At 62.1% G+C, this 23190-nt stretch carries 23 protein-coding genes; 14 read left to right on the top strand and 9 right to left on the bottom strand.

Annotated features, from left to right (window positions below):
* Positions 1-2 precede the first annotated feature (2 nt).
* The 3 genes from AC1DUY_RS10990 to AC1DUY_RS10980 all read left to right on the top strand — a co-directional run bounded on the left by AC1DUY_RS10990 (position 3) and on the right by AC1DUY_RS10980 (position 3692).
* Positions 3-1517 carry a class I adenylate-forming enzyme family protein gene (locus tag AC1DUY_RS10990; RefSeq protein ID WP_478114227.1) on the top strand — a complete coding sequence of 505 codons (1515 nt, stop codon included), beginning with the start codon at positions 3-5 and terminating at the stop codon, positions 1515-1517.
* Between the two features lie 100 nt (positions 1518-1617).
* The gene (locus AC1DUY_RS10985; protein WP_478114225.1) at positions 1618-2712 is read left to right on the top strand and encodes an NAD/NADP octopine/nopaline dehydrogenase family protein; all 1095 of its coding nucleotides are present in this window, start codon (positions 1618-1620) and stop codon (positions 2710-2712) included.
* On the top strand, positions 2709-3692 hold the full coding sequence (locus AC1DUY_RS10980) for a 3-hydroxybutyryl-CoA dehydrogenase (protein WP_478114223.1): 984 nt from the start codon (positions 2709-2711) through the stop codon (positions 3690-3692). The genes AC1DUY_RS10985 and AC1DUY_RS10980 overlap by 4 nt, the downstream gene beginning before the upstream one ends.
* Positions 3693-3821: 129 nt before the next feature.
* Here the strand turns inward: AC1DUY_RS10980 and AC1DUY_RS10975 are convergent, their stop codons facing one another.
* From AC1DUY_RS10975 to AC1DUY_RS10935, 9 genes are all read right to left on the bottom strand, one after another.
* Positions 3822-4586 (bottom strand): ABC transporter permease, encoded by a 765-nt coding sequence (locus AC1DUY_RS10975; protein ID WP_068732140.1) that lies wholly within the window; start codon positions 4584-4586, stop codon positions 3822-3824.
* A 7-nt stretch (positions 4587-4593) separates the two neighbouring features.
* The gene (locus AC1DUY_RS10970; protein ID WP_439063285.1) at positions 4594-5376 is read right to left on the bottom strand and encodes an ABC transporter permease; all 783 of its coding nucleotides are present in this window, start codon (positions 5374-5376) and stop codon (positions 4594-4596) included.
* A complete protein-coding gene (locus tag AC1DUY_RS10965) occupies positions 5376-6218 on the bottom strand; it encodes an ABC transporter ATP-binding protein (RefSeq protein WP_231081171.1) in 843 nt (280 codons plus the stop codon). Before AC1DUY_RS10965 ends, AC1DUY_RS10970 begins: the two co-directional genes overlap by 1 nt.
* A 198-nt stretch (positions 6219-6416) precedes the next feature.
* A complete protein-coding gene (locus AC1DUY_RS10960) occupies positions 6417-6671 on the bottom strand; it encodes a DUF3297 family protein (protein ID WP_120288969.1) in 255 nt (84 codons plus the stop codon).
* The gene (locus tag AC1DUY_RS10955; protein WP_478114220.1) at positions 6668-7144 is read right to left on the bottom strand and encodes a glutathione peroxidase; all 477 of its coding nucleotides are present in this window, start codon (positions 7142-7144) and stop codon (positions 6668-6670) included. The genes AC1DUY_RS10960 and AC1DUY_RS10955 overlap by 4 nt, the downstream gene beginning before the upstream one ends.
* A gap of 14 nt (positions 7145-7158) precedes the next feature.
* Positions 7159-8562 carry an amidase family protein gene (locus tag AC1DUY_RS10950; RefSeq protein WP_441232160.1) on the bottom strand — a complete coding sequence of 468 codons (1404 nt, stop codon included), beginning with the start codon at positions 8560-8562 and terminating at the stop codon, positions 7159-7161.
* An 889-nt stretch (positions 8563-9451) separates the two neighbouring features.
* The gene (locus tag AC1DUY_RS10945) at positions 9452-10039 is read right to left on the bottom strand and encodes a c-type cytochrome (protein WP_439063282.1); all 588 of its coding nucleotides are present in this window, start codon (positions 10037-10039) and stop codon (positions 9452-9454) included.
* Positions 10040-10233: 194 nt separating this feature from the next.
* Positions 10234-11625, bottom strand: a complete 1392-nt coding sequence (locus AC1DUY_RS10940; RefSeq protein ID WP_478114218.1) for a PQQ-dependent sugar dehydrogenase — start codon at positions 11623-11625, stop codon at positions 10234-10236.
* Between the two features lie 257 nt (positions 11626-11882).
* Positions 11883-12140, bottom strand: coding sequence for a DUF6894 family protein (locus tag AC1DUY_RS10935; protein ID WP_089267437.1), 258 nt, complete (start codon positions 12138-12140; stop codon positions 11883-11885).
* Between the two features lie 291 nt (positions 12141-12431).
* Here AC1DUY_RS10935 and pqqA point away from each other — a divergent pair, with 291 nt between their 5' ends.
* The 11 genes from pqqA to gnd all read left to right on the top strand — a co-directional run bounded on the left by pqqA (position 12432) and on the right by gnd (position 23185).
* Positions 12432-12512, top strand: coding sequence for a pyrroloquinoline quinone precursor peptide PqqA (gene pqqA / locus AC1DUY_RS10930; protein WP_089267584.1), 81 nt, complete (start codon positions 12432-12434; stop codon positions 12510-12512).
* A gap of 99 nt (positions 12513-12611) precedes the next feature.
* Complete coding sequence (gene pqqB, locus AC1DUY_RS10925; protein ID WP_175367304.1) at positions 12612-13541, top strand: pyrroloquinoline quinone biosynthesis protein PqqB; 930 nt, start codon at positions 12612-12614, stop codon at positions 13539-13541.
* Between the two features lie 32 nt (positions 13542-13573).
* Entirely contained in the window at positions 13574-14344 is a 771-nt protein-coding gene (gene pqqC, locus AC1DUY_RS10920; RefSeq protein WP_420878663.1) for a pyrroloquinoline-quinone synthase PqqC, read from the top strand.
* A gap of 10 nt (positions 14345-14354) precedes the next feature.
* Positions 14355-14675 (top strand): pyrroloquinoline quinone biosynthesis peptide chaperone PqqD, encoded by a 321-nt coding sequence (gene pqqD, locus AC1DUY_RS10915; RefSeq protein WP_175367259.1) that lies wholly within the window; start codon positions 14355-14357, stop codon positions 14673-14675.
* On the top strand, positions 14672-15886 hold the full coding sequence (gene pqqE, locus AC1DUY_RS10910; protein ID WP_478114215.1) for a pyrroloquinoline quinone biosynthesis protein PqqE: 1215 nt from the start codon (positions 14672-14674) through the stop codon (positions 15884-15886). Before pqqD ends, pqqE begins: the two co-directional genes overlap by 4 nt.
* Complete coding sequence (pip, locus tag AC1DUY_RS10905; RefSeq protein WP_478114213.1) at positions 15876-16853, top strand: prolyl aminopeptidase; 978 nt, start codon at positions 15876-15878, stop codon at positions 16851-16853. The genes pqqE and pip overlap by 11 nt, the downstream gene beginning before the upstream one ends.
* A 10-nt stretch (positions 16854-16863) precedes the next feature.
* Positions 16864-17532, top strand: coding sequence for a hypothetical protein (locus AC1DUY_RS10900; protein ID WP_478114211.1), 669 nt, complete (start codon positions 16864-16866; stop codon positions 17530-17532).
* Positions 17533-17786: 254 nt separating this feature from the next.
* Positions 17787-18419, top strand: a complete 633-nt coding sequence (locus AC1DUY_RS10895) for a hypothetical protein (RefSeq protein WP_089267443.1) — start codon at positions 17787-17789, stop codon at positions 18417-18419.
* A 29-nt stretch (positions 18420-18448) separates the two neighbouring features.
* Positions 18449-18901: a DsrE family protein gene (locus AC1DUY_RS10890; RefSeq protein ID WP_478114209.1), complete on the top strand. Its 453-nt coding sequence runs from the start codon at positions 18449-18451 to the stop codon at positions 18899-18901.
* A gap of 338 nt (positions 18902-19239) precedes the next feature.
* Complete coding sequence (locus AC1DUY_RS10885) at positions 19240-22092, top strand: bifunctional transaldolase/phosoglucose isomerase (RefSeq protein WP_478114207.1); 2853 nt, start codon at positions 19240-19242, stop codon at positions 22090-22092.
* A 64-nt stretch (positions 22093-22156) separates the two neighbouring features.
* The gene (gene gnd / locus AC1DUY_RS10880) at positions 22157-23185 is read left to right on the top strand and encodes a phosphogluconate dehydrogenase (NAD(+)-dependent, decarboxylating) (protein ID WP_478114205.1); all 1029 of its coding nucleotides are present in this window, start codon (positions 22157-22159) and stop codon (positions 23183-23185) included.
* Positions 23186-23190: the final 5 nt, after the last annotated feature.

Here is a 23190-nt window from a genome sequence, read left to right as displayed (position 1 = left end):
TCGTGGATCTCTCCAGCCTCATCGCACGCAATGCCGCATTCACACCGGACAAGCCCGCGATTCATTTCGAGGGCAGGACACTCAGCTATGCCGCGTTCAATGCGCGGATCGAGGCGACGGCGAAGGCACTGAAGGCGGAATGCGGCGTTGGTCGCGGCGATCGCGTCGCGGTCCTGAGCATGAACCGGCCCGATTATCTGGTGCTGCTCTATGCCTGCGCACGTCTCGGCGCGATCATGGTGCCGCTGAACTGGCGCCTCGCGGTCGCCGAGCAACTGTTCATCCTCTCTGACGCCTCCGTGAAGGTGCTGGTGCTGGAAGAAGGCTTTGCGGCCATCCTGCCATCGCTTGCGAAGGACTTACCGGATACGCGCGTGATCGCGCTCGATTTCGCGCCACCCGCACCCGGCCAGACTTTCGACCATCTGCTAACGCATGCGTCCGGCGACGGCCGCAATCCGCATACCGACCTCTCCTGCCCGCTGCTGATCGTCTACACGTCAGGCACCACCGGCCGTCCGAAAGGCGCCGTGCTGCGCCAGGAAGCGCTGCTGTGGAACGGCGTGATGAGCCAGCACATGCATGGCCTCACATCGGACGATCACGTCCTGACCGTGCTGCCATTCTTCCATGTCGGTGGCCTGAACATCCAGACGACGCCGGCGCTGCATCACGGCGCCACCGTGACAATCCATGCGCGCTTCACCCCGGACTCCACGCTGGCTGCAATCGCGCAGGAGCGACCGACCCTGACCGTCTGGGTACCCGCGATCATCCAGGCGATGAGCGAGCATCCCGGCTGGGCCGCGACCGATGTGTCCTGCCTTAAGGCCGTCTCCACCGGCTCCAGCATCGTACCGCCGCATCTGATCGAACGCCTGACGGCGCGCGGCATTCCCGTACTGCAGGTCTATGGCTCGACCGAGACCTGTCCGATCTCGGTCTATACGCGGCTCGGCGGCGACCTGTCGCGTACGGGATCGACGGGTTTGCCCGGCCTGTGCTGCGAAGCCATGATCATTAACGACAACGGCAATGAGCTTCCCGCCAATGCCACCGGCGAGATCGCTGTGCGCGGCCCGAACGTGTTCTATGAATACTGGGGCAACGAGGCCGCAACGCGCGAAGCATTGCATGACGGCTGGTATCGCACCGGCGATATCGGCACGCGCGACGAAGACGGTTATTTTTGGGTCCACGACCGCAAGAAGAACATGATCATTTCCGGCGGCGAAAACGTCTACCCCGCCGAAGTCGAGCGCGTGCTGCTCGAACATCCCGATGTCGCCGATTGCGGCGTCGTCGGCGTGCCCGATCCGAAATGGCAGGAAGTCCCGGTTGCCTATGTCCTGCTGCGGCCAAATTGCAGCGTGACGGCCGAGGCGCTGAAGGCCCATGTTCTGACGCAGCTCGCGCGCTACAAGCAGCCGCGCGACATCGTGTTCGTCACAGACCTGCCGCGCACTGCGCTCGGCAAGGTGCAGCATTTCAAACTGAAGCAGGACAATCCTTCGTAGGATGGGTAGAGCGTCTTCGCGAAAACCATCAACGACACGGCACAGAGCGATGGGTTTCACTTCGCTCTACCCATCCTACACTAGAACTTAGAGGACGAAGATGAAGATCGCAGTATTGGGTGGCGGCAATGGCTCGTTCGCAGCCGCGGGTGATTTCGCACTGCAGGGCCATGACGTCCGCCTGTGGCGCCGCGATGCCGAAGCTGTGGCCGAACACAAGAAGGCCGGCTCGCGCATCAAGGTCAAGAACGCCCAGGGCACGCACGACACCCAGCTGACACTGATCACGACCGATATTGCTGAGGCCATCAAGGATGTCGAACTGATCCTCTGCCCGGCGCCTGCCTTTGCGCAGCCCGATATCGCCAAACGGATCGCGCCTCACCTCAAGGACGGCCAAGTGGTCTATCTGCCGCCCGCAACCTTCGGCTCGATGATCTTCGCCAAGGCTGCGCATGATGCCGGTAACACCGCCAAGGTCGCCTTCGCCGAAACGGGCACGCTGCCCTGGCTTGCGCGCAAGCACGGCCCGTTCGAGGTCGCCATCACCATCCGCGCCAAGCGGCTGCCGACCGGCGTATTCCCGCTGTCGATGTCCGACTATGCCTGCAAGGTCATCGACAAGGCCTTCCCCGGTGTCATCGAGCCATGCGGCGATGCGTTGTCGGGCGCACTGATGAATGCCGGTCCGATCATCCATCCGCCGCTGATCGTGATGAATGCCGGCCCTCTTGAGCATTTTCCGACCTGGGACATTCACAAGGAAGGCACCCAGCTGGCGATCCGCCGCGTCACCGACCAACTCGACGGCGAACGTATCGCGATCCGCGAAGCCTTCGGTTACGACGGGGCGCATTTCCCGCTGGCGGATCACTACGCCAAGGAAGGCGAAGAGTGGATGTATGGCCGCGGTTCGCACGATCGCCTGACGGATTCAGGCGACTGGCGCGAGCACATCGTGCTCACCGAGCATCGCTATATGCGTGAGGATCTGCGCACCGGCCTTTCGTTCTTCCTGTCCTGTGCCATGCTTGCCGGCGTGGAGACGCCGCTGGTCAAGGCGTTCCTCGCCATCGGCGGCGCGATCTGCGGCGAGAATTTCCTGCAGGGCGGCCGTACGCTCGCAAGCCTCGGCTTCGGCGATCTCGATCAGGCCGGGCTGCTGAAGCTGCTGCGCGAAGGCTTTGCCGCATGAGCGCCCGTCCCGCCATCGCCTGTCTCGGCGCAGGCCGCATGGGCCGCGGCATTGCCGTCGCCTTTGCCTATGCCGGCCACAATGTCGCGATCGTCGACTTCAAGGCGCGCGACGCCGACAAGTTCAAGGCGCTGGAAGCCGAGGCGCTCGGCGAAATCCGCAAGACCTTCGCCAGTATGGCGCGTTTCGGCCTGCTCACCGAGGCCTATATCGAAACACTGGTGTCGCGCGTCAGCGTCGTGCCGGAAGCCGGCGCAGGCGCTGCGCTGAGCAGTTCGGCAATCATTTTCGAGGGGGTGCCGGAGGTGCTCGATCAGAAGCGCGATGCGCTGGCCCGCGCATCAAAGCTCGCAGGCCCCTCACCGATCATCGCTTCGACCACATCGACCATTCTCGTCGATGACATTTCCAGCGCCGTCGAACATCCCGAGCGCTTTCTCAACGCGCACTGGCTGAACCCGGCCTATCTCGTGCCGCTGGTCGAAGTCTCGCCGGGCGCGAAGACCGATCCGGCAATCACCGCACGCGTGAAGGAGATGCTCGAAGGCATCGGCAAGGTTCCCGTAGTTTGCGCCGCGACGCCCGGCTATATCGTGCCGCGTATCCAGGCGATGGCCATGAACGAAGCCGCGCGCATGGTCGAGGAAGGCGTTGCCAGCCCCGAGGATATCGACAAGGCGATCAAATACGGCTTCGGATTCCGCTTCGCGGTGCTGGGCCTTCTCGAATTCGTCGATTGGGGCGGCGGCGATATTCTGTATTACGCCAGCAAGTACCTGACCGGCGCGCTCAACAACGATCGCTATTCGTCGCCGGAAATCGTCGGCCGCAACATGGCCGAGGGCAAGATCGGCCTCAAGACCGGCGAAGGCTTTCTCAATTACGAGGGGCTCGATGTGGATGCCTATCGCGAGGGCCGGCTGTCGGCGTTTGTGGATTTGCTTAAGCACTTCCAGTTGCAGAAGCCGCCGGTGCTTTGAAGCATTCACGCGCAACTTAAACGCCGTCATGGCCGGGCTTGTCCCGGCCATCCACGTCTTTACATGTCGCTAAGACGTGGATGCCCGGCACAAGGCCGGGCATGACGAACTTGAGCAATGGCGTGCAAACTAGACTTCCGGAAAGCCCCGCAGCAGATAGCTGCGCAGCCAGTGCAGCAGGCTGTTCAGGATCAGGCCCAGCATCGAGATCATGATCAGCGGCACGAACATGTCCACGGTCTGGAACGTGCGCGCGGCCTGCACGAGCATGTGACCGAGGCCATCGGTCGAGGTGATCATCTCGGCGAGGAACACCACGATGCAGGAGATCACGAGGCCGATGCGGCAGCCGGTGAGGATCGACGGCATCGCGGCCGGCAGCACGACCTTGAACAGGATCTGCCAGCGCGGCGTGCCTGCCGCCATCGCCGACCAGATCAGCTTCTGCTCGACCATCGACGCGCCGTAATAGGTCGACAGCAGGATCGGGAACAGTGCGTCGGCGGTCACCAGCGTGATCTTCGAGGCATGGTCGAAGCCGAGGATCAGCAGCAGCGCCGGATAGAGCGCGATCTTCGGGATCGGCGCCAGTACGCGCACCAGCGGCTTGACCACGGCATTGACCGCCGGGCTAACTGCGGCGGCAAGACCGATGAACACGCCGACGACCACGGCAATGCCGAAGCCTGCAAAGAGACGGATCAGCGTCGCGGCAATATCGTGCAGAAAGTCGCCGTTGAAGAAGTCCTTCGCGAGCTTTCCGAACACGGCGCCCGGCGGCGGCAACAAGCTCGTCGGCGCGAAGCCGAACGAGATCAGCGACTGCCACAGCGCAATGAACAGCACGATCGGCGTGATGCCCAGCAGAACCGAATTGATGCGTTCCTGGTTCATGTTGCGCTCACGTAAAGCTGAGAGGCATGTCGTCGCGCGGCTGCGACCAGCGCACCAACGACAGACGAAGCTTCTCGAAGGCCGCATCGAAGATGATGCCCATGGCGCCGATGATCAGGATCATCGCAAACACCGTGTCGTATTGCGCCATGTCGAGCGAATTGAACAGGATGTTGCCGGCGCCGGACTGGCGCGCGATCATCTCGGAGGTGATCATGGTGATCAGCGCCAGCACGAGACCTGTGCGGCAGCCCGTGAGAATTTCAGGCAGCGCTGCGGGCAACACGATACGCAGCATGCGCATTGGCGCCGACATGCCCATCGCCGCACCGGACCACAGCATCTTTTCTTCGACGGCCTTGGAGCCTTGGAAGGCGTGATAGATGATCGGCAGGCTGACGCCGAGGAAGATGACGAGAATCTTGGAGACGTCGCCAACGCCCATCCACAGCATGATGATGGGCATCAGCGCCGCTTTCGGCACCGGGTAGATGATCATCATCAGCGGATTGAAGAACGACGCCACGGCCTTGATGCGCCCCATCAGCAGACCGAGCGGGATCGCAAACATCACTGCGAGTACGAGACCGATGGCCATACGACGGATGGAATCGAGAATGTTCAGCAGCGATCCCTTGTCCCCGAGGATCGACGGAATGGCCTTGATCGACTCCAGTGCCGTTGGGAAGCTTTCGGTATCCAGCCGCAGCGAGGCAATCTGCCAGACGCACAGCAACCCGATGCAGGCGAACAATGGCGAAAGTGTCTTGAGCACCCCGCGCACGGTCATCACAGATGGTCCTTGCCGTCGTCGATCATCTTCTCGATATCGACGATGTATTTCTGGAAACGTGCGTCGAGCAGCAGATCGGCGCGCTTGCGCGGCCGCGGCAGATCGATATCGACGATTTCCTTGATACTGCCCGGCGAGCGCGACATCACGATCACCTTGTCGGAGAGATAGACGGCTTCCTCGACCGAATGGGTTACGAACAGCACCGTCTTGCGCTGCGTATCCCAGATGTCGAGCAGATCGTTCTGCAGCCGCGTGCGGGTATGCGCATCGAGCGCGCCGAACGGCTCATCCATCAGCAGCACGGCGGGATCGTAGGCCAGCGTGCGCGCGATCGCGACGCGCTGCTTCATGCCGCCGGAGAGTTCTTTCGGATAGAAATTCTCGTAGCCCTTGAGGCCAACCATCTCGAGCAGCTTGCGGCCGCGCGTTTCGGCTTCAGCCTTCTTCATGCCCTGCTGGCGCATGCCATACATGACATTGCCGAGCACGTTCTTCCACGGAAACAGCGCGAATTCCTGAAACACCGGACCGCGATCGGGACCTGGTCCCGTGATCGCCTTGCCCTTCACCTTGGCGACGCCATCGGTGGGCTGCACGAAGCCGCCGACAATATAGAGCAAGGTCGACTTGCCGCAGCCTGATGGTCCGAGGATCGAGACGAAGGCGCCGTCTTCGATGGTGAGGTTGATATCCGACAGCGCCAGATGGCTTTGCTTGCCGGAGGTCTGGAAGCGCTGCGAAACGTGATCGATCTCGATCATGGCTGAAGCTGGTTTGCGGCCGGATAAAGGTTCCGACTCGGCGTGAGCGTCCGAACGTAGCGACACCACCTGCATTCCCGGTCCTTCATTTGCCATGCACGCATTGCAATCACGACGGCCCGACTGTGTCCATCATGCTGACGGACGCAGCGTAGCCGGAAACTGCAATTACTTTAAGCTTCAAATTTATGCGGGCAACGCCTTTTTGCTAGTCAGCGCGTGCCGCGAACAGGGCAGCTTCCCGCAGCAGGGCTTTCGGCGCTTTTGGTGCGTTTAGTCGCGGAAATACGGCTCCACCGGGCCCGTCAACTTGATCAGCAGCGGATTGCCGTACCGGTCCTTTGCCGCGCCGGCGGGCACCTTCACCCAGCCTTCGCTCACGCAATATTCCTCGACATTGGTCTTCTCGGCACCCTTGAAGCGAATGCCGACATCGCGCTGCAGCACTTCGGCATTGTAGAACGGGCTTCGCGGATCGGTGGACAGGCGATCAGGCAGATCGGCTGATGCATTGGTGTTGTCGGTCATAGCAGCGCCTCGATTTTCTCTCGCAGTGATTCAGGTTTGGCGGTCGGCGCAAAACGCTCGACGACCCGTCCGGAACGGTCGATCAGGAATTTGGTAAAATTCCATTTGATCCCCGAACCCAGCAATCCGGACTTTTCAGATTTCAGGTAATTATACAATGGATGCGCCCCGGCGCCATTCACGTCGATCTTCTCAAACAGTGGGAAGGTGATGTGGTAGTTGGCCCCGCAAAAGCTCTCGATCGCCTTGGCGTCGCCGGGCTCCTGTGCGCCGAACTGATTGCAGGGAAAGCCCAGCACGGAAAATCCGCGCGGCGCAAAATCCTGCTGCAGTTTCTCCAGCCCCGCATATTGCGGTGTGAATCCGCAGGCGCTGGCGGTATTGACGATCAGCAGCACCTTTCCTTCGAACTGCTTGAGCGCGACAGGCTCACCTGTCAGTGCGTTCGCAGAAAAATCGGAGATGCCGGTCATCACACTGATCCCTCTCAGGCCGTCACGGGGTCGCAAGGCATCGGCGGGGTACCGCCGGCCTCGATGGCTTCGCCGGCCAGCAGACACAGATCCTCGCGGTAACGGCCGGCCACGACCTGCACGCCGGTCGGCGCACGGCCGACGAGGCCTGTGGCGACGCTCAGCGCCGGCAGGCCCATGAAGGGAATGCCAATCTGCGGCATCTGGGCGGCCCAGACGCGATCGAAGCCTTCCTGGCCCTGCATATCCAGATGATCCGGGAACGGCAGCTCTCCGGACATCGGCATCAGCACCACGGCATAGCGCTGCAAGAACATTTCCCAGTCGCGCACGAAGGTGGAACGGCGCACCAGCGCGCGGGACAGGCCGCCATTCTCGAAGTCCTTGAGCTTGTCCTTCTGTCCGCGCAGACAGACCAGTGCTGCGGGATCGCCCTCGCGTTCGGCCGCATCCAGCATGCCCTGATAGCCATCGCCGAACCAGAGCTGCGTCTGCAAGGCGGCGGCCTCGCGCAGGGCCGGCGTGTTCTCGACTTCCTCGACGACCCACCCTGCCCGCTCCAGCCGCTTGCCGGCATCGCGCACGGCAGCTTCGACGTCGGCGGTGATGGCGAGACCATCAGGCCGTAAGCACATGGCGGCACGCTTCTCGCGCGTCGGTCCTTCGAGCGGCGCCGGCACCCACCAGGGATCGCGCGCGTCGGGCTGCGACATCGCGGCGAGGCCAAGACGGACATCGTTGATGGTGCGCGCCAGCGGGCCGGACACCGCGGTGATCTGGCCGGAAATGATGCGCTCGGGCAGCGCCTGATTGTAAGCCGCGATGCGGCCGAGCGTGGGACGCAACCCGTGCACGCCGCAGGCATAAGCGGGATAGCGAATCGAGCCCGCGATATCGGTACCATGAGCGATATGACCGATGCCGGCGGCGACCGCGCTGCCTGCGCCGCCTGATGATCCGCCCGGCGTCAGCGAGGGATCGCGCGGGTTTTTGGTATCACCATAGAGCTGATTGGTGGTGAACCAGCGATAGGAAAATGCCGGGCAATTGGTGCGGCCGATGATGACGGCGCCAGCCTTCAGCAGATTGTCGATCACCGGGCTGTTGGTCTTGGCGATGATCTCGTTCTGGATCTTCACGCCATTCGATGTCGGATAGGTCGCGTAGTCGATATTCACTTTGACGGTGATGGGCACGCCGCCGAGCGGACCGACATCGTCGCCGCGCGCAATCGCCGCATCGACCGCATCCGCCCGTGCCAGCGCCTCATTGGGTCGATGGTCGACCACGGCATTGATGGCAGGGTTCACAGCATCGAGCCGTGCGAGGCCAGCCACCGTCGCCTCCTTGGCGGACACCTTGCGGTCGCGAATGAGTGCGGAGAGGTCAGTTGCCGACAGGCGCCAGAGATCGTTCATGCAGTGCTCCATTGCTTGTCGCTTGTTAACGCAGGCGGCCGGAGATTGCCAATCAGGCACGATTTCGCAGTCTCGCGGCGCCGAAGCGTCCGAGCTATGAGCATTCCTTCCCACCCTCAATCGAGAGGGCGTGCGGAACGCCGGGTGCCCGTTGCACCCTTGGGCCTGATGCGAATGCGGTCTTCCGCAATCTAGAGTGCATCAGGACTTTCGGAGGCGCCGAGCAAGTGCCCGACGTTCCGCATACGGTGTTTTTTCGGTTGCCTGCACATCTGCCATGGCGAACGGTCCCATCACCAAAATTAATGTCCCAGGGCGGAGGGACAGGGTAGCCTCAAGCGAGTAAGCCGAACGCGTTTTGACTTGGTCGTCCGTCACACTGTCCAGGGAGTCTTTCCATCCCAAGATCGGCCGTCTCCTTGCCAGTGGCAGTGCTGGCGCAGATCCGTCCTGCCCGAAGACAGACGTCACCCGTGAACCGCGTAACGCCGCATCTCCGGCGTCCACCGCATCCAGCCCCGCGAACGTGACGATCGCGCTCGCCCCTCTCATCGGGGCCGGACGAAGGGGAAAATAATCCATGGCGGGATATTGTCAATAAGAAATAGGAAAAAATGTTAGGTGCTGGCTCGCCGCCCCACACTCGTCATTCCGGGGCGTGGCCGGCTCTTGCCGGACGCGAACCCGGAATCCCAGCATGTTCAGCGCAAAACACTCCGAGATTCCCCACCATTCCAAGTGGAATGGCTGAGGTTCGCGTCCGGCAAGTGCCAGCCGCGCCCCGGAATGACAGTGGGAGCTGAACATGTCGGGATTCCGGGCTCATTCCGGTCCGCTGTGCAGCCCGGCCTGCCCCGGAATGACGTCGCGCGGGTGAGCCCGCGCSACGTCACTTCACCCTTGCGAGAAAATAAGCCAGCTCCACGATTTGCGCTTCGGAGATCGACTGCATCACATCGGCCATGGTGGCATCGTAACCGTGGCGGGAGTTGTCCTTGTATTCGCGCATGGTCTTGGCGAGGTAGTCCTCGCGCTGGTTGGCAATGCGCGGGATATTGTCGCGGCCCGAGAAATCAGCGTTGTGGCAGCTATCGCAGCGAAATTGCGATGTCAGCGCCTTGGCGGCCTGCATCCGCGCGGGATCGCTAGCGATCCCCTGGGGATCGCCCGCCTCCAGCGCTGTCGGTTTCGGCAGCGTCGCGAGATAGTCAGAGAAACTGCGCAGGTCGTCGTCGGTAAAATCCTTCACCATGTCGTTCATCGGCTCCGCGACGCGGAGCTTCTCGCGAAACATGTAGATCTGGATCAGCGAATAGGCCGGCTGCTGCGCGCCGAGCGACGGCGTGTTCTCGGTTTCGGAGGTCCCCTTCTCGCCGTGGCAGGCGAGGCACGGCGCGGCGCGCTCGGTGATGGGTTCGGCGGCGAAGAGTGGGGACGTCGAGAGAAAAAGAGCTACGATGACGGCAAACGGGCGCATCGGCTTTGAACTTTCTGAATACTGAAACTCCGGCGTGGCGAATTCCTTCTCCCCGCTTGCGGGGAGAAGGTGAGGATGAGGGGGACTCTCACCGCGCTCGGAGCAAGTGGAGAGTCCCCCTCACCCGACTTTCACGCGCTTCGCGCGTTGCAGTCGACCTCTCCCCGCAAGCGGGGAGAGGTGAGAAAACGTCGTCACTTCTTGTCCGCCACCTTCTGCTTGCCATAGGTGATGCGATAGATCGCGCCGTTCCAGTCGTCGGAGACCAGCAGCGATCCGTCCTTCATCTGCAGCACGTCGACGGGGCGGCCGACATATTTGTTGTCCTCGATGAAGCCGGTGAGGAACGGCTCGACGGACTTCACCGTGCCGTCCTTGTTCAGCTTCGCGACAACGACGTCTCCGCCGAGCTTCTGAGTCTTGTTCCAGGAGCCATGGCGCGCGATGAAGATCGCATCCTTATAGGCGGCCGGGAACATCTTGCCGGTGTAGAAGCGCATGCCGAGCGCCGCGGTGTGCGACCCGAGCAGGCCGACCGGCGCGGTGTAGTCGGCGCAGGACTTGCCCCAGCCGAATTCCGGATCGAGGATATTGCCCTGCAGGCAATATGGCGCGCCGAAATCTTCACCCGCCTTGGTGACACGGTTGAGTTCATCCTCCGGCACCGCCTCCGACATCCAGTCGCGGCCATTGTCGGTGAAGTACATCTGCTTGGTGGTCGGATTCCAGTCGAAGCCGACGGTGTTGCGGACGCCCTTCACATAGATTTCCGCGCCGGTGCCATCGAGATTCATGCGGCGGATCTGGCCATGAGCCTCGTCATGCAGCACGTTGTTGCCGGGCTGGCCGATCGGCACATAGAGCTTGTTGTCGGGGCCGATGCCGATGAACTTCCAGCCATGGGCTTCATCCTTCGGCAGGTTGTCGTAGATCATCACCGGCTTCGGCGGATTTTCGAGATTGTCTTCCACCTTGTCGATCTTCGAGATCTTCGACAGTTCCGCGATGTAGAGCGTGCCGTCCTTGAAGGCGAGACCGTTCGGGCGATAGAGGCCGGAGGCCAGCACCTTTACCTGGCGCTTGCCGTCCTTGTTGATGACGGCATAGACCTTGTCGACCAGGCGCGAACCCACAAAGACCGTGCCCTTGTCGCCTTCGCGCATCGAGCGCGCATTGGCCATGCCGGCGGCGTAAACCTCGATATTGAAGCCCGCGGGCACCTTCAGCTTCGCAGTCGGCAGCTTGTCGGCGGCGGACGGAATCGGCGGCGGCGCGACGGGCGCGAGCTTGGCTGCGGCAGCGCCATCGGGACGGCCGATCAGCGGCGAGCCGGGCGGCAGCGCAGGCGCCGCGGCGGCGACTGGCGCTGCTGCAGGTGCCGGAGCGGCAGCCTGCGGGGCGGCTGGTGCCGGTGCAGGAGCCGCTGCGGGAGCAGCAGGCGCTGCACTTGGAGCTGCACTTGGCGTGGCTGCAGGAGCCGGTGTTGCAGGTGATGTATCGGACTGCTGGGCAAAAGCGCCGCTTGTAAAGACACCGATGAACGCACCGGCAAGCAATGCCCGGCGCGCGGACGTGTAGACACTCATGGATCTCTCCCCTTTTTACGGAAGCCTTCTCTGCTCGCAGCGCATGAGATGCGCCGCCCCCGAGGCTTTCCGGATCGCACTGTTGGATATTTTTATGTCGCTGCGCAATCAAAACATCACGCGCGAGCAAGCCTGTGCGGATTCCCGCAATCGGCTAAAGCCTTTTCGGTTCTGATAGAGTTAGAACCGAGGCTCTAGCGTTGTGTATTGACGCGTTTTCTTGACGCGAACCAGTGCCCACTTCGCTCGACAACGCTCTAGTGCCGCGTTGCGGACTCATCGGTGGCATCGAGCAGTGCTTCGGTGAACGGAAATTCAAGCACGATCTCGCCGTCCTTGTCCGTCACCTCAAGCACCGCTTTGAGCAGATCGCTCGGCGTGCCCTCGGAGCGCAGCAATTGCAGGATCATCGACCGCGCCACATCCCAGGCATGATCGGGATCCCGCAGCTCCTCGCCTTCGGGATCGACCACCAGCTCGTCGTTGATGCGTGTGTTGAAGAAATAAAGCGGCATGGCAATTCTCTTGGCACTCGGCTTGGGCGCGGACGCAGAAGACCTCAGACCACGCGAATATCCCGGAAGATGCGGCGGGCTGAGTACGAATCAATGCCTTTCAACCAAAGGCCTTCGCTATCTATGGAACGTTCTCGCCATTGCAATGTTGCAGCGCAACCGATTGTGCATTGCACGCATATTGTACCCCTATCGCTTCACATTGTGATGACGAAGTTGTTGGCGAACCTTTGAGCAGGGAATAGAGTTATGGTTATGCAGTACCTGACTGCAGATAAGCGGGAGAGAAATATGGCCTGGAAAGCACCGAAGATCGTCGAAGTTGCAGTCGGCATGGAAATCAACATGTACGCCTGCGCGGCGCGCAAGTAAGACTTGAGCTCAAGCTAAGTTTTGGGGGCGCCTTCGTCGACGACAGGCGCCCCGCGTCTTTTTACGAGACGCTAATTGGCCGGGATTCAGGGCGATCTCATGTTGCGTGTTGTCGTTCTTGGAGCCGCGGCCGGCGGCGGTGTTCCGCAGTGGAATTGCGGATGCCGGATTTGTCGTGCGGCGCGCGATGAGCGGCCAGACTTGCGGAGCGGTCAGGCCTCGATCGCGGTGTCGGCCGACAATGCCAACTGGTTCCTGATCAATGCCTCGCCCGACCTGCGACAACAGGTCACCGATACGCCCCAGCTTCACCCCCACCCCGATCATGTCAGACACTCGCCGATCGCGGGCGTGATCCTCACCAATGGCGAGGTCGATGCGGTGGCCGGGCTCTTGTCGATGCGGGAAGGTTCGCCATTTACAATCTATGCGCACACACGTGTGCTGGCGATCCTGAAAGCCAACAGCATTTTCAACGTGCTCTCGGACAAGAACGTGCGCCGCGACGCCATCGAGATTGATACGTCTTTCGAACCGAAGCTGCAGGATGGCGCGCCGTCCGGCCTGGAGGTGCTGCCTTTCGTCGTGCCCGGCAAAAGCGCGTGGTATCTCGAAGGCCAGGCACATCCGGCCGGTGAGGATGGCGACGGCGATACGCTGGGTCTGCGGATTGCCGAGAAGGCCACCGGCAAGCATTTCTATTTCATTGCGGCCTGCGCGCGGGTGACGCCCGAACTGAAGACGCGCATCTCCGGCGCCCCGCTGGTGTTCTTCGACGGCACCGTGTGGCGCGACGACGAATTGATCGCCGCAGGATTGGGCCATAAGACCGGCCAGAGCATGGGGCATCTGTCGATGTCCGGCACGGATGGCGCGATCAGCGAACTGGCCGATGCCGGCATCGCCAGAAAGTTCTTTCTGCACATCAACAATTCGAACCCGGCGCTGCTGCATGATTCCACCGAGCGCGCCGCATTGACCACCGCCGGCTGGCAAATCCCCGGCAATGGCATGGAGATCACGCTGTGAACGCCCCAGGTGCTACCATGACAAGTGCAAACATGATCGGCGCCAACGCCATTTCCGCCTATTCGATTTCGCCAGGCGTGCCGCTGGACAATGCCGCGCAACTCGAAGAGACGCTGCGCCATATCGGCGCGACGCGCTATCACAGCCTGCATCCGTTTCATAAATTGTTGCACGGCGGCAAGCTCAACAAGGGCCAGGTGCAGGCCTGGGCGCTGAACCGCTACTATTATCAGAGCACGATCCCCATCAAGGACGCCGTGGTGATCTCGCGCTTCCGCGACCGGGCGACACGCGTGGAATGGCGGCACCGCATCGAGGATCACGACGGTGATACCGGCGCCGAAGGCGGCATCGAGCGCTGGCTGAAGCTGACCGAAGGGCTCGGTCTCGACTCAGCCTATGTGGAATCCACCGAAGGCATTTTACCGGCGACGCGTTTCGCCGTGGAGGCCTATGTGCATTTCGTGCGTGACAAGACGCCGCTCGAGGCCATCGCCTCGTCGCTGACGGAACTGTTCGCCCCCAACCTGCATGAAGAGCGCATCTCTGGCATGCTGAAGCATTATGATTTCGTCAATCCGGACATCATGAGCTATTTCAGCCGCCGCCTGACCCAGGCGCCGCGCGATGCCGGCTTTGCGCTGGATTACGTCAAGCAGCACGCCAACACCCCGGCCGAGCGCCGCGCGGTTTGCAATGCACTGATCTTCAAGACCAATGTGTTGTGGGTGCAGCTCGATGCGCTGTATCATGCCTATGTCGATGGCCATGTGCCGCCGGGCGCGTTCGTCCCGGCCAAGTAAGAAGGCAACGATGACGGAGTTGCGCAGCAATCGTCGGATCAGTGTCAGCGAGGCCAGCAAGCCGATCTTGCCGCGCCACGCCCGGCTGAAGTTCGACGAGACGCGCCAGCGCTGGGTGATCCTGGCGCCGGAGCGTGTGCTGGCGCCGGACGATATCGCCGTGGAAATCCTGCAACTCTGTGACGGCGCACGCAGCGTGGCCGATATCATCGATCTCCTGGTGGCCAAATATGCCGCGCCGCGCGACGATATCGGCACCGATGTTCTCGCGATGCTGCAGGATCTCGCCGACAAGGGCTTTCTCACGCAAGCGCGGGAGAAGACAGCATGAGTCCCACCCTCACCGACGCCAGTCCGGTCTTCACCGATCCCGCCGACAGTCTCGCGATCATGGAGCGCACGCGCTCGACGGCTGAGACCTTCGGCATTCCCCTCGCCGTGCTGGCCGAACTCACCCATCGCTGCCCGCTGCAATGTCCATACTGCTCCAATCCGGTGGAGCTCGACCGCGGCAGCACCGAGCTGACCACCGACGAATGGAAGAAGGTGCTGTCCGAGCTTGCCGAGATCGGCGTGCTGCAGATCCACTTCTCCGGCGGCGAGCCGACCGCGCGCAAGGACATCGTGGAGCTGGTGCAGCACGCGACGGATGTGGGCCTGTATTCCAATCTCATCACCTCGGCGGTGCTGCTGACGCGCGATAAACTCTCCGCGCTCGCCGATGCCGGGCTATGCCATGTGCAGATCAGCTTCCAGGGCAATGAGCCCGTGGTGGCCGACCGCGTCGGCGGCTATCGCAATGGCCACGCGAAGAAGCTCGAAGTCGCCAGATGGACGCGCGAGCTCGACCTGCCGCTGACGGTGAATGCGGTGATGCACCGGCAGAACCTGCATCAGCTCGCCGACATCATCCAGATGGCGGTCGATCTCGACGCCGACCGGCTGGAGGTCGCGAATGTGCAGTATTACGGCTGGGCGCTGAAGAACCGCGCCGCCCTGATGCCGACCATCGATCAGATCGACGAGACCAGCCGCATCGTCGAGGATGCGCAAGTGCGCCTGAAGGGCATTCTCGATATCGACTATGTCGTCCCGGACTATTACGCGCTGCGACCGAAAAAATGCATGGGCGGCTGGGGCCGGCAGTTCTTCAACATCTCTCCATCAGGCAAGATCCTGCCCTGCCATGCCGCCGAGACCATCACCGGGATGGAGTTTGAATCCGTGCGCTCCAATCATTCGATCGCCTGGATCTGGCAGAACTCCGAAGCCTTCAACCGCTATCGCGGCACCGGCTGGATGCCCGAGCCATGCCAGAGCTGCGCGTTCAAGGAAGTGGATTTTGGCGGCTGCCGCTGCCAGGCCTTCGCGCTGACCGGCGATGCCGGCAATACCGACCCCGCCTGCACGCTGTCGCCTGTTCACGCCGAAATCTTCAAAATGGCCGAGACGGAATCCACTGAGGGCCGCGACCGCTTCATCTATCGCAACTTCAAAGGCGGCACGCTGGAGCCGGACGCGGACGACGTCCATGGCCGCTGATGTCCCCGCCCCGGTGAATGCGGACCTGTTTGCGCCGCTGACCTCGGAACATCTGGATGTCGGCGACGGCCACGCAATCCATGTGGAGAGCGTCGGCCGCAGCGACGGCATTCCCGCAGTCTATCTGCATGGCGGCCCCGGCTCCGGCTGCCAGCCCGATCACCGCCGGCTGTTCGATCCGCAGCGTTTTCACACCGTTCTGTTCGATCAGCGCGGCGCCGGCCGCAGCAAGCCGAAAGGCGAGCGCGAGGCGAATACGCTGCCGCATCTGATCGCCGATATGGAAACGATCCGACAAACATTCGGCTTCGACAAATGGCTCGTGGTCGGCGGCTCCTGGGGCGCGACGCTGGCGCTGGCCTATGCGCAGGCACATCCGGATCGCGTGACCGGCATCGTGCTGCGCGCAACGTTTCTCGGCACGCGGGAGGAATTGCATGATGTCTTCAACGTCATGTTGCCGCGGCATTATCCCGGCCTGCATGGAGATTTTCTGAGCGCTCTTGCCGAAGCCGAGCGCGCCGATCCGCTGCCGAATTTCTATCGCCGCATTCTCGATGCCGATCCGGCCGTGCATGTCCCGGCGATCCGCGCCTGGGGCGGCACCGAAGCCATCCTGTCGGAGATCGCGCCGAAGCGCACGCGGCTCGACCGTGCCGAACTCGGCAACACCACGCGGATGATGCCGGCGACACCCGCGATGGAAGCACATTACTTCAAGCACGACTGCTTTATGCGGCCGCAGCAGCTCATGGAAGACGCCGGCAAACTCACCGGCATTCCCGGCGTCATCATTCAGGGCCGTTACGACTTCCTCTGCCCGCCCGCGACATCGCACACCCTGGCCAGGCGCTGGACGGATGCTGAGGTGCGCATCGTTGAAAGCGCCGGTCACAGCCTGTATGACCCCGGCATGCGCGATGCGGTGATGAAGGCCATCGCCGATGTCGCGTCGAAACTGAAATAGGACTTCTGGAATGCCGATCAAAGGCACGGGAATGCTGATGACGTCGATGGATATCGACGCCAGCCATGAGCAGGAATTCAACCAATGGTACGACCGCGAGCATCTCGCCGAGCGCGTCGCCATCGAGGGCTTCGTCGAAGCCCGCCGCTATGTGGCCGTGAACGCCAGGCCGAAATATCTCGGCCTGTATTCGACCGCGACATTCGATGTGCTGGACAGCGACGCCTATCGCATGGCGCTGGCGAACCAGACCAAATGGTCGCTGACCAATATCGGCCGCTTCCAGAACATGCTGCGTTCGGTGGCGCGGATCACCGTCAGTCGCGGTCAGGGCCGCGGCGCGGCGCTCGGGCTGGTGCGCATCCGGCCACCCGCCGAAGGCGCTGACAAACTGCGCAGCGCCATCGAAGCGCAGCTCGATCCGGGCGATATCAACGGCATCATTTCGATGCATCTGATGGAGAGCGATCCCCGCCTCTCGAAGCCGCTCACCGACGATCCTGCCGCGCCCAATCCCGCCGCCCGCGACTGGTATGTGATGATCGACGGCACGGATGTCGACGCCGTCGCTGCGACCATGAAGGGCCGCTTCACTGCGGCCATTGCAGCGGCAAAGGCAGAGCTGATTTCCGAGGGGACCTACCGGCTGATGTGGGATCTCGCGAAGAGCGATCTTTGAATTCACGGTCGACGCGATGCTACCTAACCTCTCCCCGCTTGCGGGGAGAGGTCGGAGTCGGCGCGCAGCGACGGCTCCGGGTGAGGGGGAGTTAGAGGTGAAGCTCAGCAAAAGCCCCTCACCCCACCCTCTCCCCGCAAGTGCGGGGCGAGGGAGTGCATCGACCGCGCCCAGCGTCGATTGAACGCATCCCGCTTCTGACGCGACCAAGGTGAACTGGCCCGCAACGGGCCGCCTCACCTTGCGAGACGTCGATGACCATCCGTGTGTTGTCCCTTCTGGTTCTCACCTCCGCCCTGACCATCGGCGGCCCGCTGGCGCGCGCCGAGGACGAGCCGGCCAAGGTCGATGCGGTGAAGGCAGCCGAATTCAACAAGCGCATGTTTGCCGGCCCGCTTGGTCCGAAGCTGACCTATGCGTGCTTCGTCCGGCGCTATGACGCCGAGCATCTGGCACGGCATCCCAAACAGAAGGTCAGCACCATGAAGCTGCTGGTCGTCGCCGGGCATCCGCCCGAACAAAGCTACACGCCCTACTCGTTCCGGCTCGGCTTCAAATATCGCCATCGCAAAGGCGACTGGGATTCCAGCGGTTCTTGCGGCCAGATCCAGGATACCGACAAGGGCCAGGAAGTGAAGTTCGCATGCAGTGTCGATTGCGACGGCGGCGGCATTGCGATCGGCCTGGCCAAAGACATCGACGCAACGCTGGTCCGTGTCGAGCGCGTCCGCATCTGGCAGAACAGTAAGCCCGATGAAGAACCCGGCACCGACGCGCTCACCGGCGGCGAAGACGACAAGATTTTCCGGCTCGATCGCACAAACCTGAAGGAATGTGAATCGTTGATCACGGATCGCAAGGAACTCGCGGCGATGCGCAGCAAGTGAACGTGATTGACGCCCAATCGGAGCGAGCCATGAATCGACGCAGCCTATTGTGGACCGCTCTGTCGTCGATCGGCGCGGGACTGGTCGCCTCGCAGGCCAGCGCGGCAGCGACTGACGCAAAGCCACCTGCCAAGCTCAAGATAGTCTATCACCTCGCCGATGCCGACCGGGTGAATTTCGCGCTCGGCAATATCCAGAATCATTTCGACGGTGTCGGCGGCCCCGACAACGTTACCATCGCACTGGTCGTGCTCGGTCCGGCGCTGAAGTCATTTGCCCGGGCTTCCACCAATCCCGACATTACCGCGCGGGTTAGCAAATTCACCAAGGCCGGCCTGCAACTGGCCGCCTGCGGCAACACCATGAAGGCGCAGGATGTGACGCTGGACGGCCTGCTGCCGGGCTTCACCATCGCCGACCGCGGAGGTGTGGTCCGGATCGCGGAGCTGCAGTCGCAGGGCTATCTGTACATCCGGCCCTGACTCCCAGCTCTTCGCCGTCATTGCGAGGAGCCCTTGCGACGAAGCAATCCAGTCTTTCTTCGCTTGTGCCCCTCTGGATTGCCGCGTCGCTTCGCTCCTCGCAATGACGTGAGGGCTGGAGGCGCTCCCCAACCCACAAAACCGACGCACAAAATTTGCACAATTGTCATGCCACCGGGCCAATCTGGCGAACACGGAATTGCGATCCGGCTCCCGCGACCAGAATGGAACCGTTCGGCTTGCCATGCGTATGGGTTTGGGGCGATCATTGGAACCGGGCCGCGGAACGTTTCGCGCGGCGATCGGCCTTTTGATAATTGTAAGCAGAACAAGGCATCATGAATCCCGTCAAAGCACTCGAATCTCACGGTCAGGCCGTCTGGCTGGACTTCCTCGCCCGCGGCTTCGTCGCCAAAGGCGACCTCAAGAAGCTGATCGACACTGACGCCGTGAAGGGCGTGACGTCGAACCCGGCGATCTTCGAGAAGGCGATCGGAAGTTCGGACGAATATGATGCCCCGATTGCCGAGGCGTTGAAGTCCGGCGACAAGTCGCCTGCCGACCTGTTCGAGCACATTGCCGTCGAGGACATCCAGCACGCCGCCGATGTGCTGAAGCCGGTCTATGACAAGATGAAGGGCGATGATGGTTTCGTCAGCCTGGAAGTCTCGCCCTATCTCGCCAATGACACCAAGGGCACAGTCACTGAGGCGGAGCGCCTGTGGGCGAGCGTCAAGCGCCCGAACCTGATGGTGAAGGTGCCGGCGACGCCGGAAGGCCTGCCCGCCATCGAACAATTGATCGGCGAAGGCATCAGCATCAATGTGACGCTGCTGTTCGCGCAGAAGACCTATGTGGAGGTCGCCGAGGCCTATCTCAACGGCTTGGAAAAATATGTTGCCGGGGGCGGCGATCCCTCGCATGTGGCCAGCGTCGCCTCTTTCTTCGTCAGCCGCATCGATGCGCAGGTCGATAAGCAGCTCGACGACAAGATCGCCAAGGCCAATGATCCCTCCGAGAAGGCGCGGCTCAAGGACCTCAAGGGCAAGGTCGCCATCGCCAATGCGAAACTCGCCTATCAGGAATATCTGGAACTGTTCGCCGGCCCGCGCTGGGAGAAGCTGAAGGCCAAAGGCGCAAAACCGCAGCGGCTGCTCTGGGCTTCCACCGGCGTGAAGAGCAAGGACTATCGCGACACGCTCTATGTGGAAGAGCTGATCGGCAAGAACACCGTCAACACCGTGCCGCCCGCCACGCTGGACGCGTTCCGCGACCACGGCGAGGTGCGCGACAGCCTCGAAGAGAATGTCGAGGATGCCAAGAAGGTGCTGGCCGACCTCGCCAAGACCGGCATCTCGCTCGACGCGATCACCACCCATCTTGTCGAGGACGGCGTCAAGCTGTTCGCCGATGCGGCCGACAAGCTATACGGCGCAGTGGCGCACAAGCGCGCAACATCGCTGGGTGGTGGCATCGGCGCGCAGAAGCTGGCGCTGGGCGACGGCGTCACGAAGAAGGTCGCAACCTCGACCGAAGACTGGCGCGCGTCCGCAAAGATCCGCCGACTCTGGCACAAGGACAAATCGGTCTGGACCGGCGCGGACGAAGACAAGTGGCTGGGCTGGCTGAACAGCGCCTTTGACGAGAAGGCCAAGCTCGCCGACTACAACGACTTCGCCAAATGGGTGAAGGCGCAGGGATTTACCGATGCGGTCGTGCTCGGCATGGGCGGATCGAGCCTCGGGCCGGAAGTGCTGGCGCAGACTTTTGCCAAGGTGTCGGGCTTCCCGAAACTGCATGTGCTGGATTCCACCGATCCCGCGCAGGTCGCGGCTATGGGCAAAGCCGTGAAGATCGCCTCGACGCTGTTCATCGTCTCCAGCAAATCCGGCGGCACCACCGAGCCGAATGTGATGAAGAACTATTTCTTCGACGAGGTGACCAAGGCGGTCGGCGCCGACAAGGCCGGTTCGCATTTCGTCGCCGTGACCGATCCCGGCTCATCGCTGGAGAAGGTCGCCAAGACGCAGAAATTCGCGCACATCTTCCATGGCGATCCCACCATCGGCGGCCGCTATTCGGTGCTGTCGCCGTTCGGCCTGGTGCCGGCCGCTGCGGCTGGTGTCGATCTGGCCAAACTGCTGGATCTCACGCTGTCGATGGTGCGCTCCTGCGGACCGGACGTGCCGCCCGCTGAAAATCCCGGCGTCCAGCTCGGCCTTGCCATGGGCAATGCCGGCCTCGATGGCCGCGACAAGGTCACCATCCTGTCCTCAAAGAAGATCGCCGATTTCGGCGCATGGGCCGAACAGCTTATCGCCGAATCCACCGGCAAGGATGGTAAGGGCCTGATCCCGATCGATGGCGAGACGCTGGGCGAACCCTCTGTCTATGGCACCGATCGCTTCTTCATCGACCTCCGCACATCGGGCGAAGACGACAAGGCCCATGACGACAAGCTGGCCGCGCTGGAGAAGGCGGGCCATCCCGTCGCGCGCATCGTGATGCCGTCGATCGATCATCTCGGCCAGGAATTCTTCCGCTTCGAGATCGCGACAGCCGTTGCCGGCTCCATACTCGGCATCAATCCGTTCAACCAGCCGGACGTCGAGGCCGCCAAGATCAAGACACGCGAGCTGACGGAAGCCTTCGAGAAGACCGGTTCGCTGCCGCCGGAAACGCCGGTGGTGTCGTCGAAGGATGCCGATCTCTATACCGACGACAGCAATGCCGAACTGCTGAAGAAGGCCGGCGCCGATGGCGATCTGACGTCATGGTTGAAAGCGCATTTCCGGCGCGTCACGCCCGGCGATTATGTCGCCCTGCTCGCTTATGTCGAACGCAACGGCGAGCATATCGACACGCTGCAGCACATGCGGATGGCGGTGCGCGACAAGAAGAAGGTCGCAACCTGCGCCGAATTCGGCCCCCGCTTCCTGCATTCGACGGGCCAGGCCTACAAAGGCGGGCCGGATACCGGTGTCTTCCTGCAGATCACCGCGGACGATGCCAAGGATCTCGCCATCCCCGATTACCGCGCCTCGTTCGGTGTCATCAAGGCGGCACAGGCGCGTGGTGACTTTGGCGTGCTGACGGATCGCAACCGCCGCGCCCTGCGCATCCATCTCAAGGGCGATCTCAAGGCCGGACTTGCTGTTCTCGACAAGGCGATTACTGCCGCATTGAACTAAACGACGATCCGCATGGCCCGGACATTGCTTCGGGTCATGCGCAATCAATAAAGGACATCACACAATGCAGCTCGGCATGATCGGTCTCGGCCGAATGGGCGGAAATATTGTCCGCCGCCTGATGAAGAACGGTCACACCGCCGTCGTCTATGACAAGGACGCCAAGGCCGTCAGCGGCCTTGCCTCCGAAGGCGCCACCGGCGGATCGTCGCTGGAAGATTTCGTCGAGAAGCTCGACAAGCCGCGCGCGGTCTGGGTCATGCTGCCGGCCGGCAAGATCACCGAAACCACCATCGATGCGCTGACCAGGCTGCTGGAGCCCGGCGATACCATCATCGATGGCGGCAATACCTTCTGGCAGGACGATGTTCGCCGCGGCCAGGCGATGAAGGAGAAGGGCCTGTATTACATCGACGTCGGCACTTCCGGCGGCGTCTGGGGCATCGATCGCGGCTATTGCATGATGATCGGCGGTGAAAAGAGCGTCGTCGATCGGCTCGATCCGATCTTCAAGACACTGGCGCCGGGCATCGGCGACATCCCGCGCACGCCGGGCCGCGACAACAGCGATCCCCGCATCGAGAATGGCTATATCCATGCCGGCCCCGTCGGCGCCGGCCACTTCGTCAAGATGGTCCATAATGGCATCGAATACGGACTGATGCAGGCCTATGCCGAAGGCTTCGACATCATGAAGAACGCCAATATCGAGGCGCTGCCGGAGGCGCATCGCTTCGACCTTAATCTGCCCGATATCGCCGAAGTCTGGCGCCGCGGCAGCGTGATCCCGTCATGGCTGCTCGACCTCACATCGTCCGCGCTGGCCAAGAACGAGACGCTGGATACTTACTCAGGCTTCGTCGAGGACTCCGGCGAAGGCCGCTGGACGGTGAATGCCGCCATCGACGAGGCAGTGCCCGCTGAGGTTCTGACTGCTGCGCTGTTTGCGCGGTTTCGGTCGCGCAAGGAGCACACATTTGCAGAGAAGATTCTATCCGCGATGCGCGCCGGTTTCGGCGGCCACAAAGAGCCCGATCAGCATCCGGATCCAAAACGGCAGGACGCGCCTGATATCATCAAACCAAAGGCGTAGCCCGC

It is taken from the genome of Tardiphaga sp. P4_G1 (assembly GCF_056401215.1).
This window is presented reverse-complemented; position numbering and strand designations above follow the sequence as displayed.